Genomic DNA, 15,950 nt, shown 5'->3' with positions numbered 1-15,950 from the left:
TCGCCCTGGCCGCCGCACTCATCTGCTACCGCAGACTCACCAAATGAGTCACCCTCTTAGGGCGACCAACACGAGATCCGACCCATTACCTTGTCGGCCTCCGGTGACGCCCTCGACGACCAGGCCGTGGTCGCCTATCTGGCCAAGTACTCCACCAAAGGCACCGAACCAGCTTCACGCCGTGTTGATTAGTCCACGCGGATCCGAGTCCGAGGTTAGGCAGGCCAAGGGAGTTCCCTCGGATCCGCGCTCGTCCGTCCCGTGCGGCTCCCAGCTTGGCTCCCCTTCCAGTCTTCTTCCTATCGCGCATTCAGGCTGACAGCCGGGGGATCAGGACGGAGAATTGACTCCTGACTTCTTCGGCGTGGAACAGATATGAGGATCACGGAACCTGGCGTTTTGAGTGTCTTTATCCCAGTAAATCGGATAGAGCATATAGGTGCATTTTAATTTCATCTCGACCCAGAGCGCACAGAATCTAACTGCACCGTGCAATATATGACACATAGACCAGACTTGCACATCGGATATCGCGGGGAGATCATCTCATGATTGAGACCCACGACCGGAAGGGCGGCCAGGCAACCCGGAGAGGGCTGGTGGTATTGGGAGCCCACTTACTCGTCGGCCTGCTGACGGTGGGGTCCCAGGCATTAATACCTACCGGAGTCATTCCCCCCAACCTGGAGATGGGACTGAGGGCCTTGGTGGCCGTTCTTCTGGCTGCAGGCGCCAGCGTCCTGACAACCGTCGCATCAACTCGATGGACCGTGCTCCACTCTGCCGACGACGAACAGCCTGCCAGGTCGCCACGGAAGACCTTTTGGCGACGCCCGAGATTCTGGGGATTTCTTCTTTCCTTTGCAGTGGTAGCAATCGCCTCAGGATATCTTTATAGGCCACCCTCGCCAATATCTTTCGCCGAGCCCGTGAAAGTCGGCAAGGGGTTGGATATAGCAGAATACTGTATATCATCCGGCTTCAACGGCAAATCGAATGAGACATGCTATTTTACAATTCGAGAAGAAGAGGTATGCAACTGGCAACACAAGAGAGAGGATTTGATCCTCAAGTACACAGACTCCAAGGATTTGGAGAGCGGTATATGCGTAGACAAGAAGGGCAAGTCCATCGGGAAGGGAATAAAGGACATGCAGGGATTTTGCCAGTACAAGTTCGAGGACAACCCTAGCATCAGATACAGGAAAAATAATGAAGCGAAGGAATGGCGTTGCGAGATGGGCATTGATAAGAACGTCGTTTGCATCTGGCAGAACCGCGAACCAGGGCTCATCGCCGTCAAGGACAAGGATGCAGATACTTGGCAGTGCTATCACCCTCGTAAGCAGTGAGAGACATTCATCTTGCTACCCTCGCCGCTTGGCCTGCCCGTCTGCCGTCGTCCCACCCGGACAGGTAGCGGGCCAGCCTCGGAGCCGCCCCGGCCGCGCGCCCGGTGACAGGTTCGTGATGGAGTGTGGGCGGCCCCGCGGCTGGTCTGCTAGGGCTTGTCCTGGGGCGACGGCAGGCGGGCAGGCCCCTTTCCAGCTCAGTCACCTACGGTGAGCAAGATCGCGTGCCATGCCCGGAGCCGGAGACCCCCGCCGGAGGCATGCCGTGACGCCCGCCGGGGCCTACGTCCGCATGCGCCTAGCGGGCGCGACCCCGTGACCCGAGCAGTGCGCCTCAAACTTGGCGGCCCTGTCCCTCGTCCGCGCCAGCCGACCGGCGTTTGGCGGGTCGGGCCGTGAGCCCGAGCGGGAGCCCGGCCCGCGCCGAGTCGGCGGCGCGTGCGGCCCGGTCAGGGCCGCTTTATGGTCGAAGAGCTCAAGCGGCACCGGACCCGTCAGAACGCGCAACGCCTGGCCGCTGGTGAGGCGTGGCGGGATGAAGGTCTTGTCTTCACCCGCGAGGACGGAAGCATGCCCGATCCCATGCGCGGTCTGCGCGTCATCACGAAGAAGGCGGGCATCGGAGACCGCTGGAAGGTGCGTGAGCTACGGCACTCGTTCGTGTCGATCCTGAGCGACGGGGATGTCTCGGTGGAACGCATCGCCGATCTCGTCGGCCACTCGACCCCCAGCACCACGCAGACCGTCTACCGGCACCAGATCAGGCCGGTCATCGTCCATGGAGCCGAGACGATGGACGCCGTCTTCGGCAACGGTGATCAAACCGGGTAGTGGCTCCCCTGGTGGCTCCCGGAACGACTCAGGCCCCCTACCTTCGGTCGAGGTAGAGGGCCTGAGCTTTATGTTCCCAAGCTTTGCCAAGCTCCCGCGATAGGACTCGAACCTATAACCTGCCGGTTAACAGCCGGCTGCTCTGCCGATTGAGCTACGCGGGATCGTGCGCGCCCCGCCTGACCGGGGATTTCTCCCCGCTCCCTGCGGCGCATGAATAGATTAGCGCACTCCGGGAGTCCGTGTCGCATCGGAACCTCCGGGGTAGGTCCGAGCCGAAGACCTGGGAGAGGGCGGAGAGGAAGCGCGATCCGTGGGTAGGGTCCGGCTTGAGCACGCCTGTGGAGGTAGAGATGTACCGAGTAATGTTCTGCGCGGGCCTGGCGGTGGGGTACGTCATGGGGACCCGAGCCGGCCGGGAGCGCTACGAGCAGATCAAGCGGATGGCCCAGCGGGTGACCGACAACCCGTCCGTGCAGGAGGCCGCCGGGCTGGTCGGCGCGCAGGTCTCCCGGGTGACCACGATGGCCAAGGAGCAGGTGGCCAGCCACCTGCCCGGCTCCCACGGGTCGCACGACGAGACCGGCACCGGCTGGCCGGACGAGGTGAAGACGGCCTCACCCTACTGAGGTGACGCCCCGGGGCGACGACACCTCCGCCCCACCGGGGAGAACACCGCTGGAAGGGCGGCCCCGCCCGCTGACGCCGGGCGGGGCCGCCCTTCCATGCCGTCGGGGCCTCCCGGACGCCGGCACTCCCACGCACCGGAGCGCTCAGTCACCGGATCCCTCCACGCCGGAGCACTCGGGCACCGGAGCCCTCAGACGCCGAAACTCCGCCGGACTCCCTCCAGCGCCTGCTCCGCCAGCGCCCGCAGGCCGGGATCGGTGGAGTCGAGTCCCTCGTCGAAGACGAACTCCCACACGGTCCGGTCGTCCTCCGCCCGCCGGGCCACCAGTCGCACCCCGCCGCGCACGTCCAGCGGCACATACTGGCTGACCAGGATCGAGGCGGTCACCCTCTCCCGTACGGCCTCCGGCACCCGCCCCGGCTCGGGCAGCAGAGCCCGATGCGTCAGCCCGGCCGTGGTCACGACCGTCAGCCCCTCCTCGTCCCACACGCCGCGGTCCACCTGGAACCACGGCAGCCTGGTCCCGCCGAGATAGAGCGCGTGGTCGGTGGCGATCACGTAGCCGTCCGGCCCCCGGGCGTAGGTCAGCACCCGGTCGGCCGGGTCGACGGCCGCCCGGACCTCGGCGGGCGTGCGGTTGAAGAGCTTCATCCCTCCACGCTACTCAAGCCCGCTCACGCCTCCGCCGCCTCCGCCGCCTCGGCGTCCGCGAGCAGGTCGAGGGTGAGCGCCGCCGACCAGGAGAAGTCCCGGCCGCCCCGGCCGCTGCCGTCGAAGGGGTCGAAGCACTCGCGGAACCCCGCCTGCCGTACCAGGCGGAGGGTGGCCGTGCCGAGTTGCCGCACAAGGTCCGGCCGGCCGTGTACGGCGGCCGCCCGGCGCAGCAGCCAGTTGGTGTTCACCCACGACGGCCCCCGCCAGTACCGGGATCGGTCGAACTGGGGCGCCCGGATCTCACAGCTGGGCACCGGGTACCCGGCCGCGCCCATGAAGCGGGGCGACTCCAGCGTGTCCAGCAGCCCGTTCACCCGGTCGCCGGGCAGGCCGGGATCGAGCAGCGGCCCGAACCCGCCGATCGTGCGGACCGGGATCAGCCGGTCGCCGCGCAGGTCCCGGGCGTGGAAGAGGCCGTCGGCCCAGAGGCGGTCCAGCAGCGCCTCGCGGATGCGCGCGGCGGCCTCCTCGTGCGGCCGGGGGTCGGCCCCGGCCGCCGGGGCCAGCTCGGCCAGCGCGTGACAGGAGGCCAGCCAGATCCCGTTGAACAGCGGGTCCTCGACCGCGAACGGGTGATCCAGGCGCAGATACGACCCGTCGTAGCCGGAGTCGCGGTAACGCAGCGCCAGCCACACGTAGCGGTCGTGGTGGCTGTCGGGGTGGCGTTCGGGGAGTTCCTCGCGCCGGTAGGCGTAGCGGACGGCGGGCAGCGCCTCCAGCGGCTCGTCCCAGGCGGGGCTGTCGTCCATCCCGGACTCCCACGGGTGCACGATCGCGGCCAGGCCGGCCCCGCCCAGGTCCCTGGTCACGGCGAGGTAGCCGTGCTGGGCGGCGAGCATCGGGTAGATCCGCCGGACGAGGGCGGCGGCCTCGTCCCGGTTCACCGCGTACCGCCACACCTGCCACAGGGCCAGGGCGTGCATGGGCGGTTGGGTCAGTCCGGAGGTGAGGACGTCCCCGGGGGCCGCCGGGTGGTCGTGGGAGCGCCAGACGGACGGGCCGGGGAAGTACGCCTCGGCGTGGGCGGGGTGGAAGACGATGTGCGGCACCATACCGTTGCGCCACTGCCCGGACAGCAGGCTGAGCAGCTCGGCGGCGGCCCTGCGGGTGTCCCAGCGGGCCACCCCGATCGACACGAAGGTCGAGTCCCAGCTCCACTGGTGCGGATAGAGGCCGGGCGCGGGCACGGTGGCGGACCCCGTCCGGTTCGCGTCGAGCACGGACCACGCCTCGCGCCCGAGCGCGGCGTCGTCTACGGCCGGCCGCGCCTCCATCCGTCCAGTCTGCGCCGTTATCGGCTAAGAAAACAGTGCCTCGCCCCAGAAGGATCCCGCCGGCACTCCGCCGGGACAGGCCCAGATGCCCGATCCGACGTGCTGGATGTACTCGTTGAGGGGGTCCCGGGCGGCCAGCGCCCGCTGGATGGGGATGAAGCCCTTCTCGGGATCGCGCTGGTAGGCCAGGAAGAACAGGCCCGCGTCCAGCCGTCCCAGGCCGTCGCTGCCGTCGGTGAAGGAGTAGCCCCGCCGCAGGATCGTCGCCCCGCCCAGCGAGTCGGGGTGGGCCAGCCGGACGTGGGCGTCGGCGGGGAGCCGGTCCAGCCGGACCGGGTCGTGCTCGCGGGCGGCGCCGTACGGCGCGCCCTCCCGCTTGGTCCGGCCGAAGATGTCCTCCTGCTCCTTCAGGGAGGTACGGTCCCACGTCTCGATGTGCATCCGGATCCGCCGGGCCACCAGGTAGGACCCGCCGCGCAGCCACTCGGGCCCCTCCCGGCCCACCCAGACGTGGGCGTCCAGCGCGGCCCGGTCGGTCCCGGCGATGTTGCGGGTGCCGTCCTTGAAGCCCATCAGGTTGCGCGGGGTCTGCGCCTGCGGCGTGGTCGAGGACGTCTTGCCGAACCCGAGCTGCGACCAGCGCACCGAGGCCGTGCCGAAGGCGATCCGCGCCAGGTTCCGTACGGCGTGCACGGCGACCTGCGGGTCGTCGGCGCACGCCTGCACGCAGATGTCGCCGCCGCTGCGGGCCGGATCGAGCTTGTCGGCCGGGAAGCGCGGCAGTTCTCTCAGCCGGTCGGGCGCGGGCAGCCTCAGCTTCTCGAAGAAGGACGGACCGAAGCCGACCGTCAGGGTGAGCCGCGAGGCGGGCAGTTCGAGGGCCTCGCCGGTGTCGTCCGGCGGGGCCAGCTCCGCCCCGGTCGCCCCGCCGCCGACCTCCTGCCCCGCGGTCATCCGCACGGCCGCCGCCGTCCACCTGCGCAGCAGCTCGGCTGCCTCCGCCGGCGCGTCGGTGCCGAGGTCGAAGGCGGCGAAGTGCAGCCGGTCCTGGACGGGGGTGGCGATCCCCGCCTGGTGCGGGCCGTGGAACGGGATCGGGCCGCCCGGGGCGGCCGCGCGGACGGTCTCGGTCTCGGTCTCGGTGAGCCGCATCAGACCTGCCCCGGCGGCGGCCCCGGCGCCCACCGCCAGTCCCGCACCGGCCAGGACGCCGCGACGGCTGAAATCGGCCATGTGCCCCTCCTCGTTCCTCTCTCCCGCGGACCCACCGAACCCGTCGAACCCTCCGGGGTCCCCGTGGAGATCCCGGCCGGGTCCGCGACGCGGGTCAGCCCGCGACGACCGCGGCCAGGCCGGACAGCGGCTCGGCCAGCGCGTTGACCGCGTCGGCGAGCTCCTTGACCTGCTCCGGCGACAGCTCCGTGTAGGCGACGAAGCCGTCGCCCTCGGCGTACTTGCCCAGCAGGGTGTTCAGCTCGGCGAACTCGGTGTCCAGGGTGGTGACCAGCGCGGGGTTCTTCTCCATCACGATCGGGGTGAGGAGCTGGTAGACCTTCTGCGCGCCGTCCACGTTGGCCTTGAAGTCCCACAGGTCGGTGTGGGAGAAGGCCTCCTCCTCACCGGTCACCTTGCCGGTCGCCACCTCGTCGAGGAGCTCCTTGGCGCCGTTGGCCATGGAGCTCGCGGTGATCTCGGCGGTGGGCAGCTTCTTCTTGAGCGCGTCGAGGTCCTCGAGGAGCCGGTCGCCGTACTTGGCCTCCTTCTTGAGGGTCCCCGGCTCCTTCCACAGCGCCTTCTCCAGGCGGTGCCAGCCGGTCCACTCGGCGCCCTCCTCCAGGTCGGCCTCGCGCAGGTCGACCTTGGGGTCGACGTCGCCGAAGGCCTCGGCCACCGGCTCGATCCGCTCCCAGCCGACACGGCTGGGAGCGTAGAGGTCCTTGGCCTTCTTCACGTCGCCCTTCTTGACGGCGGCGACGAAGTCCTCGGTCTTGGCGATGCTGTCGTCGACCTGCTCGTCGATGTAGGCGCGGTAGTCGTCGACGGCGCGGGTGACGCGCGGGTCCGCCTCGGCGGCCAGCTCACCGGAGACCGTGATGTCCTGGCGGATGCCGTCGCCCTCGTGGTTGGGCTTGCAGGCGACATGGTAGGCGCCCGCGGGGAGCTCGACGACCAGGTCGGCGGTGGCGCCGGGAGCGATGTTGGCCCGCTCGCTGACCACGGTCCTGTCGGCGCGGAAGACGTAGAGCCAGGTGGGCTCCTTGCCGTTGTTCGTGAGCTTGAAGCTGATCACGCCCGCGGGCAGCGCGGTCTCGGCCGGGACGCAGGTGGTGTCGGTGGCCGCGACGTCCACGGTCTCGACGACCTTCCCGGTCGGAGCGGGCTGCGACGCGACGGCGGCGCTGCCGCTGCCGCTGGACGAGCCGCCGTCGGCGCCGTCGTCGCCCGAACCGCACGCGGTGAGGGCGAGGGCGAGAAGGCCGAAGGCGGCTCCAGAACGGAGAGCGGGGCGCATGGGGAACTCCTGTTTATTCGGTTAGGCATCCCTAAATGAGTTTTCCCTAACCTCAGGATTTCCACCAGGGTTCTCCGGAGCCGGAGCCGGGGCCGGAGTCGGGGCCGTCCCATGCCGATGGCCCGGGGGAATCCCGGGCCATCGGCATGGTCCGTGCCGGGTCTCGGTCGAGCGCCCGGTCCCGGCGGAGCGCCCGGTCTCAGCCGGGCGCCCGGCCTCAGTCGAGGTAGTCGCGCAACATCTGGGCCCGCGTCGGGTGGCGCAGCTTCGCCAGCGTCTTGGACTCGATCTGACGGATGCGCTCACGCGTCACGCCGAACTCCCGGCCGACCTCCTCCAGCGTCCGGGGGTGGCCGTCGGCCAGGCCGAAGCGCAGCTGGATGATGCGCTGCTCCCGCTCCGACAACGTCGCGAGGATCTCGTCGAGCTGATCCTGCAGCATGATGAAGGCGGCCGCCTCCATCGGCACGACCGCGTCGGCGTCCTCGATGAAGTCGCCGAGGTCGGAGTCCTCCTCGCCGATGGGCGATTGCAGGGAGACCGGCTCCTGCGCGATGCGCTGGATCTCGATCACCCGGTCGATCGGCAGGTCCATCTCCAGGGCGATCTCCTCGGGCGCCGGCTCGCGGCCGAGGTCCTGGTGGAGCTGGCGCTGGACCCGGACCAGCTTGTTGATCGTCTCCACCATGTGCACCGGGATACGGATGGTGCGGGCCTGGTCGGCGATGGCACGGGTGATCGCCTGGCGAATCCACCACGTGGCATAAGTGGAGAACTTGTAACCCTTGGTGTAGTCGAATTTCTCGACCGCCCGGATGAGGCCGAGGTTGCCCTCCTGGATCAGGTCCAAGAACAACATCCCGCGCCCCACATAACGCTTGGCGATCGAGACGACCAGCCGGAGATTGGCTTCGATCAACCGCTGTTTCGCGCGCGTCCCCTCCCAGGCCAGCTCGGCCAGTTCGGGAAAGGCCAGCCGCGAGGCGACGCTCGTCAGCTTGTCCTCCGCGAACAGTCCCGCCTCGATGGCCTTGGCGAGTTCCACCTCCTCCTCGGCGGTGAGCAGGGGCACGCGCCCGATCTCCCGCAGATAGATGCGGACCAGGTCACTGGTCGGCGCCCGCTTACCGGCGTCTTCCTCCTCGGACTTGGCGGTCTCGTCGTCACCCTGCGGCTCGAGGACCTCCACTCCGTTCTCGGCGAGCATCCGGACGACGCGTTCGAGCGCGTCGGACGGCAGCTCGGATTTGTCGAGAGCGGCGGCCACGTCATCGACGGTGACACTGCCGCGCTCCCTTCCTTTCGCGACGAGGTCGGCCACCTGGTCTACCGAAGGCGGCCCACTTGGCAGCACCGATGTACCCACGGGACACAGTCTGCTGTATTTGTCACCCAAAACGGCAGACCTATTTTTGTCACCGAAGGTAAGGCGTGGATCATTATCAAAACGAGATCTTATAAAGGTTTGGCCGAAAGGGATTCAGGAAATTAAAGCCGATTGCGTGGTCAGCTTCCCGCCGCGCGTTCCTTCAGCGTGCGCCGTTCCCGTTCCAGTTCGAACAGCTCGGCGAACAGGCGGTTGTACTCCTCCGGCGACTCGCCCGCGCCGGTCCGCTCCAGCCGCGACTTCAGCTGCTCGATCGCCCGGTTCACCGAGACCAGTTCCAGGGCGGCGAGCAGGCCCGCGGCGTACCGGTCCTCGACCGCGGAGTCGACGCGCAGCTCCTCGACCGCGAACCGGGTCACCATCCCCCGCAGGTCCTCGCCCGCGGCGGCGATCAGGCGGTCCACCCATTCGCGCCCGCCGGCCTCGGCCACCGCGGCTCCCCCCACTTCCAGGATCAGCTTGTAGAGCGCGACGTGCTCGGGGAGCGTGAACGCCTCCGGCCCGACGCCGTCGAACCGGGCCCCGAGCAGCGCCGGGCGCTGCACGGCGAGCTTGAGCACCTCGGCCTCGGTGCGCACCCCGGGGTCGGCGAGCTCGGCGACCCGCCGGGGACCGGCGGGCTGGGCCTGGCGTGCGGCCGTACCGGCGATCTCGGCGATCCGCTCCATCACGAACCGCTCGTTGTTGAACCCGAGCCAGCGGTCCAGGTCGACGGCGTACAGCTGGCGCAACGCCCGGTCCTTGATGCCGGCCACGATCGGCGCGGCGGCGTCCAGCGCCGACAGCCGCCCCTCGTTGGTGCTCACGTCGTAGCGGGAGATGACGCTGCGGATCGCGAACGCGAACAGCGGCTCCTTGCTCGCGATCAGATCGCGCACCGCCGCGTCGCCGTGCCTGACCCGCAGATCGCAGGGGTCGAGCCCGGAGGGCTGCACCGCCACGTAGGTCTGGGTGACGAACTTCTGCTCGTCGGCGAAGGCGCGCAGCGCCGCCTTCTGCCCGGCCGCGTCGCCGTCGAAGGTGAAGACCACCTCGCCCTGAGAGCCGGACTGGTCCAGCAGCAGCCGCCGCAGCACCTTGATGTGCTCGGCGCCGAACGCGGTGCCGCAGGTGGCCACCGCCGTCGGCACCCCCGCCAGGTGGCAGGCCATCACGTCGGTGTACCCCTCGACGATCACCGCCTGGGAGCGTCTGGAGATCTCCCTCTTGGCCAGGTCCACGCCGTACAGGACCTCGCTCTTCTTGTAGAGCGGGCTCTCGGGGGTGTTGAGGTACTTCGGCCCGTCCTCGGCGTCGTTCAGCTTCCGCGCCCCGAAACCGATCACATCGCCGGTGATGTCGCGGATCGGCCAGATCAGCCGCCCCCGGAAGCGGTCGATCGGCCCCCGGCGCCCCTCCTTGGCCAGCCCCCCCTTGATCAGCTCGGCGGCGGTGAACCCCCGTGCCATGAGGTGCCGGGAGAGCGCTTCCCACTCGGCGGGCGCGTAGCCCACCCCGAACCGCTCGGCGTCGGCCCGCTCGAACCCGCGCTCGGCCAGGAACCTCCGCCCCGGAGCGGCCTCCGGGTCGGTCAGCTTGGCGGCGTAGAACTCCGCGGCGGCCCGGTGCGCCTCGATCAGCCTGCTGCGCTCGCCCTGCTCCCGCCCGGGGACGTAGCCGCCCTGTTCGTAGCGGAGCCGGATCCCGGCGCGGCCGGCCAGCCGCTCCACCGCCTCGCCGAACGACAGGTGCTCCAGTCTCCGGATGAAGGTGATGACGTCGCCGCCCTCGGTGCAGCCGAAGCAGTACCAGTAGCCGCGGGCGGGGGTGACGTTGAAGGACGGGGTCTTCTCCTCGTGGAAGGGGCACAGCCCTTTCAGGTTGCCGCCCCCGGCGTTGCGGAGCTGGATGTGCTCGCCCACCACGTCGGCGATCGGTGAGCGCTCTCGCACGAGCGCGATGTCCTCGTCACTGATCCGGCCTGCCACGCCGTGAGTCTAATCCCGTCCCCTGACAGACCCGCCCGTCCCCCGCCCCGGCCTGTTCCCGCTCCGCCTCCCACCTGTTCCCGTTCCGATCCCGGTGCGCGCAGAACGACTTGGCCGAACCGGTCGTGGCCGTTGAGGAGGTCGGATACAAAGGTAAAGGCGGATTATCGATACCTTATGCGGGTGGACACCATGCGATCGGGGCATACAACACGGTTGGCCACCGCGGCCGGGACCATCCTGGTCACGGCGGCGTGCGCGTCGCCCGGCGGGGTGGCCGGCATCAGCACGCAGCCCCCGGCGCCCGCGGACTCGGCCGCGGCCCAGAGCTCGGTCACCGCGACGCTCCCGGCCGCGACCCCGACTCCCGCGGCCCGGGCCCCGGTGACGATCCCCAAGGGGCCCAGCCCGGTCCTCATGCCGCCGCCGAAGGTCTCGAAGTTCACCTACGCCTTCCCGGTGAAGGGCTGCAGGGTCTCCTACCAGAGCAGGCTGCTGGTGCTGCCCAAGACCACGATCTGGGCCGCCAAGGGGTGCGCGTTCGTCTCTCCGGTCAGCGGCGTGGTCCACGAGGTCAACACCAGGAACCGGTGGGCGCCGTCCACCGACCGGGGCCAGGATCGCGAGGGCCGCTTCGTCACGGTCCTCGGCGACGACGGCGTGCTCTACCTCGGCGGCCATCTCGACGCGGTCGAGCCGGGGATCGAACCGGGCGCCCGGGTCGGCGCCGGCCAGACCCTCGGCCGGATCGGCAACTCCGGTAACGCCCGCGACACCGCCAGCAACCTCTACTTCGCGATCTCCTGGAAGACCGATCCCTCCCTGTGGTGGGTACGGCGCGGCATGGTCGAGCCGTGGGACTATCTGAGCGCCTGGCTGCACGGCAACCCCACCCTGTCCCCCGCGGCGGAGGTGCGGGCCGTCATGGCGCGGACCGGGGCGACGCCGCGGTGCTCGACCCTGTGCAAGCCCAAGTCCATGCCCAAGCCCACCGAGCGGCCGACGGAGCCGGAGGACGCCCCGGACGCCCCCGACGTGGTGACCGGCGGGGAGACGAGCCCTCTCAGCGGCCGGTGAGCCGCTCGTGCCAGGCCTCCGCCGAGGTGTCGGTGAGCGAGGCGATCTGGTCGATCACCACCCGGAGCCGCCCGGCGTCGTCGTCCGCCCGGGTGAAGGCGGGCCGGAGCACGGGCTCCAGCGTGCCGGGGGCGCCCCGCATGATCAGGTCCGCCAGGTCGCGGATGAGCTCCCGCTGCCTGGCCTGGTTGGCGTTGTGCTCCTCCCGGGTCATCACGTAGTGCGCGGTGACCCCCTTGAGAACCGCGCACTCCAGCCGGACGGTCCGGGGCACGACCAGCTCGGCGTCGTAGCGTCCGGCCCGGGTGCCGTACGCCTCCCGGGTGGCGGTCTCGGCGGCCCGGCAGAGGCGGCCGATGAGGACGCTGGTCAGGTGCTTGAGCGCGGCGAGATCGGTGTGGGAGCCGTCGAAGTGGCGGGGCCAGAACGGCTCGGCGACCAGACGGGTGAAGATCTCCTCCAGTTCGCCCGGCCCGGCGTCCTGGGCGTACCACACGCGGGTGGTCGCGCACACGTCGCGGCGCTCGGCGGAGTCGCGCAGCGTCTTCAGCCCGACGGCCCCGGAGTGCAGGGCGTCCTCCAGGTCGTGCACGGAGTAGGCGACGTCGTCGGCCCAGTCCATGATCTGCGCCTCGAAGCTGACGCGCCCCGCGGGGGCGCCCTCCCTGATCCAGGTGAAGACCGGCAGATCGTCAGGGTACGCGCAGTATTTCGGGCCGGCCTCGGCGGTCCAGGGATATTTGATCGCGGCGTCCAGGGAGGCCCGGGTCAGGTTCAGCCCGGCACTGCGGCCGTCCTCGGTGAGGACCTTGGCCTCCAGCCGGGTCAGCAGGCGCAGGCTCTGCGCGTTGCCCTCGAACCCGCCGCATCCGGCGGCCAGTTCGTTCAGCGCGGCCTCGCCGTTGTGCCCGAACGGCGGGTGCCCGAGGTCGTGGGCCAGGCAGGCGGTCTCCACCAGGTCGGGGTCGCGGCCCAGGACCTCGCCCATCTCCCGGCCGATCTGCGCGCACTCCAGGGAGTGGGTCAGCCGGGTGCGCGGGACGTGCTGCCCGCTGCCGAACGTCTCCCCCGGCCCGACCACCTGTGTCTTGGCCGCCAGCCGCCGCAGCCCGGCGCTGTGCAGCACGCGCGCCCGATCGCGCTCGAACGGGCCCCGCTCCGGGTTGCCGGGCGGTTCCGGCGCCCATCTGGCCTGGTCGCGTTCATCGTAGCGATGCATAAGTGCAGTGAGTTTATCCCCGATAAGGACAGTCCATGCCGAACGGTCGGCAAACACTTGGAGAGCCGCGAGTACCCACGGGACCGGGAAGCACACGGCCCGCGCCCGGGGAAGGGGGTGCGGGCCGCGCGTCACGGGTCAGCACGGTCGCGCGTCACGGGTCAGCGCGTGTCGGAGCCCCCGCTCGCCAGGGCCGCGCGACCGGCCTCCAGGCGGGCGACCGGGATGCGGAACGGCGAGCAGGAGACGTAGTCCAGGCCGGCCTCGTGGCAGAAGTGGATCGACTCCGGGTCACCGCCGTGCTCGCCGCAGATGCCGAGCTTGAGGTCGGGCCGGGTGCGGCGGCCCTCCTCGGCGGCGAGCCGTACCAGCCTGCCCACGCCGTCGCGGTCCAGCGTCTCGAACGGGGAGACGCCGAAGACGCCCAGGTCCAGGTAGCGCGAGAAGAAGGCCGCCTCGACGTCGTCGCGTGAGAAGCCCCAGGTCATCTGGGTGAGGTCATTGGTGCCGAAGGAGAAGAACTCGGCGGCCTCGGCGATCTGACCGGCGGTCAGCGCGGCGCGCGGCACCTCGATCATGGTGCCGACCAGTGCCTCGACCCCGGCCTCCGCCAGGATCTTCGTCGCCTCGTCCTTGACATGCTCCAGTTCCTGGACGGCGCCGACGAGCGGGATCATGATCTCGGCGCGGGTCCCGGGGACCTCCTTGGCCGCCTCGGCGATGGCCCGGACCTGCATGGCGAACAGGCCGGGGATGACCAGGCCGAGCCGTACGCCGCGCAGGCCCAGCATGGGATTCTGCTCGTGCAGGCGCTTGACCGCGGCCAGGAGCCTGCGGTCCTTCGCCTCCGCCCGGTCGCCGGCGAGCGCGACCTTCACCGACAGCTCGGTGTAGTCCGGCAGGAACTCGTGGAGCGGCGGGTCGATCAGCCGGATGGTCACCGGCAGGCCGTCCATCGCCTGGAAGATCTCGATGAAGTCCGCCTTCTGCAGCGGCTCCAGCGCGGCCAGCGCCCGCTCGCGCTCGTCGTCCGCGTCGGCCAGGACCAGGTCCTCGACCAGCCGGCGGCGCTCGCCGAGGAACATGTGCTCGGTACGGCACAGGCCGATTCCCTGGGCTCCGAACCGGCGGGCGCGGGCGGCGTCCTCGGCGTTGTCGGCGTTGGCCCGCACCGCCAGGCGGCGCAGGGAGTCCGCGTGGGTCATGACGCGGTGCACGGCCCGTACGAGCTCGTCCTCTTCGGCGCAGGAGCCCTCGAAGTACTCCACGACCGGGGAGGCGACCACGGGCACCTCGCCCAGGAAGACCTCGCCGGTGGAGCCGTCGATGGAGATGACGTCACCCTCGGCGACCTCGACGCCGCCGGGGGCGGTGAACCGGCGCTCCTTGGTGGAGACCTCCAGTTCCTCGGCGCCGCAGACGCAGGTCTTGCCCATGCCGCGGGCGACCACGGCGGCGTGGGAGGTCTTGCCGCCGCGCGAGGTGAGGACGCCCCTGGCGGCGATCATTCCGGCGAGGTCGTCGGGGTTGGTCTCGCGGCGGACCAGGATGACGTCCTCGCCCCTGGCGGCGAGTTCCACGGCCCGCTCGGAGGAGAAGACGGCCTTGCCCACGGCGGCGCCCGGGGAGGCGTTCATTCCCTTGGTGATGCGCGTGCGCGTCTCGTCCTTGGCGAAGCGGGGGAACATGAGCTGGGCCAGCTGGTCGCCGGTGACGCGGTTGACCGCCTCGTCGAGGTCGATCAGGCCCTGGTCCACCAGCTGCACGGCGATGCGGAACGCGGCCCCCGCGGTGCGCTTGCCCACCCGGGTCTGCAGCATCCAGAGCTTGCCGTTCTCGATGGTGAACTCGATGTCGCACAGGTCCCGGTAGTGGTTCTCCAGCTTCTCCATGATCCGCATGAGCTCGTCGTAGGAGTTCTTGTCGATGCCCTCCAGGTCCTGCAGCGACATGGTGTTGCGGATGCCCGCGACCACGTCCTCGCCCTGGGCGTTCTGCAGGTAGTCGCCGTAGACGCCCTGGTGGCCGGTGCCGGGGTCGCGGGTGAAGGCGACTCCGGTGCCGGAGTCCATGCCGCAGTTGCCGAAGACCATCGTGCAGACGTTGACGGCGGTGCCCAGGTCGGCCGGGATGCGCTCCTGGCGGCGGTAGAGGATGGCGCGCGGGGCGTTCCAGGACTCGAAGACGGCCGTGATGGCCATGCGCAGCTGCTCGCGCGGGTCGGCGGGGAAGTCGTGGCCGGTCTCGGCGCGGACGATGCCCTTGAAGGTCTCGACGAGGCCGCGCAGTTCGGCGGCGTCCAGGTCGAGGTCGCCACGGCCGTTCTTGAGCTCCTCGAAGGCCTCGTCGAACAGCTCGCCGTCGATGCCCTGGACGGTCTTGCCGAACATCTGGATGAGACGGCGGTAGGAGTCCCAGGCGAAGCGCTCGTTGCCGCCCGCCTGCTTGGCCAGGCCGTGCACCGACTCGTCGTTGAGGCCGATGTTCAGGACGGTCTCCATCATGCCCGGCATGGAGAACTTCGCCCCGGAGCGCACGCTCACCAGCAGCGGGTCGTCGGCCTGGCCCAGCCGGCGGCCCATCCGGCCCTCCAGCGCGCCCAGGTGCGTGTCGATCTCCTCCTGCAGACCGGGCGGCAGCGCGCCGTCGGCGAGGAAGCGGCGGCAGGCCTCGGTGGTGATGGTGAAACCGGGAGGGACCGGCAGCCCGAGATTGGTCATCTCGGCCAGGTTGGCCCCCTTACCGCCGAGCAGATCTTTGAGATCTTTGTTGCCCTCGGTGAAGTCGTAAACATACTTGGGCACGGCTGCTCCTTTGCGACTTCAAATGACGTGCGCTTCCGCCTCCCCCGGACTCTACCGATGAATAACCAACCGAAACGTCACTTACCAGGCAGGTGACCATTTGAGCACGTCAAGCCCTACTCGGCGGTCTAATCCACTGGAAACTCGGTTCAAAGTAAGAGTGATATCGATCACCCCAAGAA

Annotated in this window: 12 protein-coding genes and 1 tRNA gene; 4 read left to right on the top strand and 9 right to left on the bottom strand. The window is 69.7% G+C overall.

Going from position 1 to position 15,950, the window contains the following annotated elements; genetic code table 11:
• The first annotated feature begins 548 nt into the window (after positions 1–548).
• Positions 549–1,352: a YoaK family protein gene (locus IEZ08_RS01885; RefSeq protein WP_189241513.1), complete on the top strand. Its 804-nt coding sequence runs from the start codon at positions 549–551 to the stop codon at positions 1,350–1,352.
• Between the two features lie 570 nt (positions 1,353–1,922).
• Positions 1,923–2,183, top strand: a complete 261-nt coding sequence (locus tag IEZ08_RS01880) for a tyrosine-type recombinase/integrase (protein ID WP_068922130.1) — start codon at positions 1,923–1,925, stop codon at positions 2,181–2,183.
• A gap of 91 nt (positions 2,184–2,274) precedes the next feature.
• Here the strand turns inward: IEZ08_RS01880 and IEZ08_RS01875 are convergent.
• Positions 2,275–2,347, bottom strand: a tRNA-Asn gene (locus IEZ08_RS01875).
• A 189-nt stretch (positions 2,348–2,536) separates the two neighbouring features.
• On the opposite strand from IEZ08_RS01875, the gene IEZ08_RS01870 reads away from it, so the two are divergent.
• The gene (locus tag IEZ08_RS01870) at positions 2,537–2,812 is read left to right on the top strand and encodes a YtxH domain-containing protein (RefSeq protein WP_068922129.1); all 276 of its coding nucleotides are present in this window, start codon (positions 2,537–2,539) and stop codon (positions 2,810–2,812) included.
• A 191-nt stretch (positions 2,813–3,003) separates the two neighbouring features.
• Here IEZ08_RS01870 and IEZ08_RS01865 read toward each other — a convergent pair whose 3' ends face one another.
• From IEZ08_RS01865 to dnaG, 6 genes are all read right to left on the bottom strand, one after another.
• On the bottom strand, positions 3,004–3,465 hold the full coding sequence (locus tag IEZ08_RS01865) for a hypothetical protein (RefSeq protein ID WP_189241512.1): 462 nt from the start codon (positions 3,463–3,465) through the stop codon (positions 3,004–3,006).
• Between the two features lie 23 nt (positions 3,466–3,488).
• Entirely contained in the window at positions 3,489–4,802 is a 1,314-nt protein-coding gene (locus IEZ08_RS01860) for an MGH1-like glycoside hydrolase domain-containing protein (protein WP_068922127.1), read from the bottom strand.
• Positions 4,803–4,826: 24 nt separating this feature from the next.
• Positions 4,827–6,035, bottom strand: coding sequence for an iron uptake transporter deferrochelatase/peroxidase subunit (gene efeB / locus IEZ08_RS01855; RefSeq protein ID WP_189241511.1), 1,209 nt, complete (start codon positions 6,033–6,035; stop codon positions 4,827–4,829).
• 94 nt (positions 6,036–6,129) lie between these two features.
• Positions 6,130–7,314 (bottom strand): iron uptake system protein EfeO, encoded by a 1,185-nt coding sequence (gene efeO, locus IEZ08_RS01850; protein WP_189241510.1) that lies wholly within the window; start codon positions 7,312–7,314, stop codon positions 6,130–6,132.
• A gap of 217 nt (positions 7,315–7,531) precedes the next feature.
• Complete coding sequence (gene rpoD / locus IEZ08_RS01845; protein ID WP_229802847.1) at positions 7,532–8,635, bottom strand: RNA polymerase sigma factor RpoD; 1,104 nt, start codon at positions 8,633–8,635, stop codon at positions 7,532–7,534.
• A 185-nt stretch (positions 8,636–8,820) separates the two neighbouring features.
• Positions 8,821–10,668 (bottom strand): DNA primase, encoded by a 1,848-nt coding sequence (dnaG, locus tag IEZ08_RS01840; RefSeq protein WP_189241509.1) that lies wholly within the window; start codon positions 10,666–10,668, stop codon positions 8,821–8,823.
• Positions 10,669–10,860: 192 nt separating this feature from the next.
• Between dnaG and IEZ08_RS01835 the strand changes: the two genes are divergently transcribed.
• Positions 10,861–11,745: a M23 family metallopeptidase gene (locus IEZ08_RS01835; RefSeq protein ID WP_189241530.1), complete on the top strand. Its 885-nt coding sequence runs from the start codon at positions 10,861–10,863 to the stop codon at positions 11,743–11,745.
• Here the strand turns inward: IEZ08_RS01835 and IEZ08_RS01830 are convergent.
• Both IEZ08_RS01830 and ppdK read right to left on the bottom strand, forming a co-directional pair.
• Positions 11,732–12,964, bottom strand: a complete 1,233-nt coding sequence (locus IEZ08_RS01830) for a deoxyguanosinetriphosphate triphosphohydrolase (RefSeq protein ID WP_068922122.1) — start codon at positions 12,962–12,964, stop codon at positions 11,732–11,734. The genes IEZ08_RS01835 and IEZ08_RS01830 overlap by 14 nt on opposite strands.
• Before the next feature lie 161 nt (positions 12,965–13,125).
• Positions 13,126–15,768 carry a pyruvate, phosphate dikinase gene (gene ppdK, locus IEZ08_RS01825; protein ID WP_068922121.1) on the bottom strand — a complete coding sequence of 881 codons (2,643 nt, stop codon included), beginning with the start codon at positions 15,766–15,768 and terminating at the stop codon, positions 13,126–13,128.
• Positions 15,769–15,950 lie beyond the last annotated feature (182 nt).

Origin of the sequence: Planobispora rosea, assembly GCF_014648175.1 — a bacterium.
Lineage (GTDB): Bacteria > Actinomycetota > Actinomycetes > Streptosporangiales > Streptosporangiaceae > Planobispora > Planobispora rosea.
Note: the sequence above shows the minus strand (reverse complement) of the source record. Positions and strands in the feature narration are given on the sequence as shown.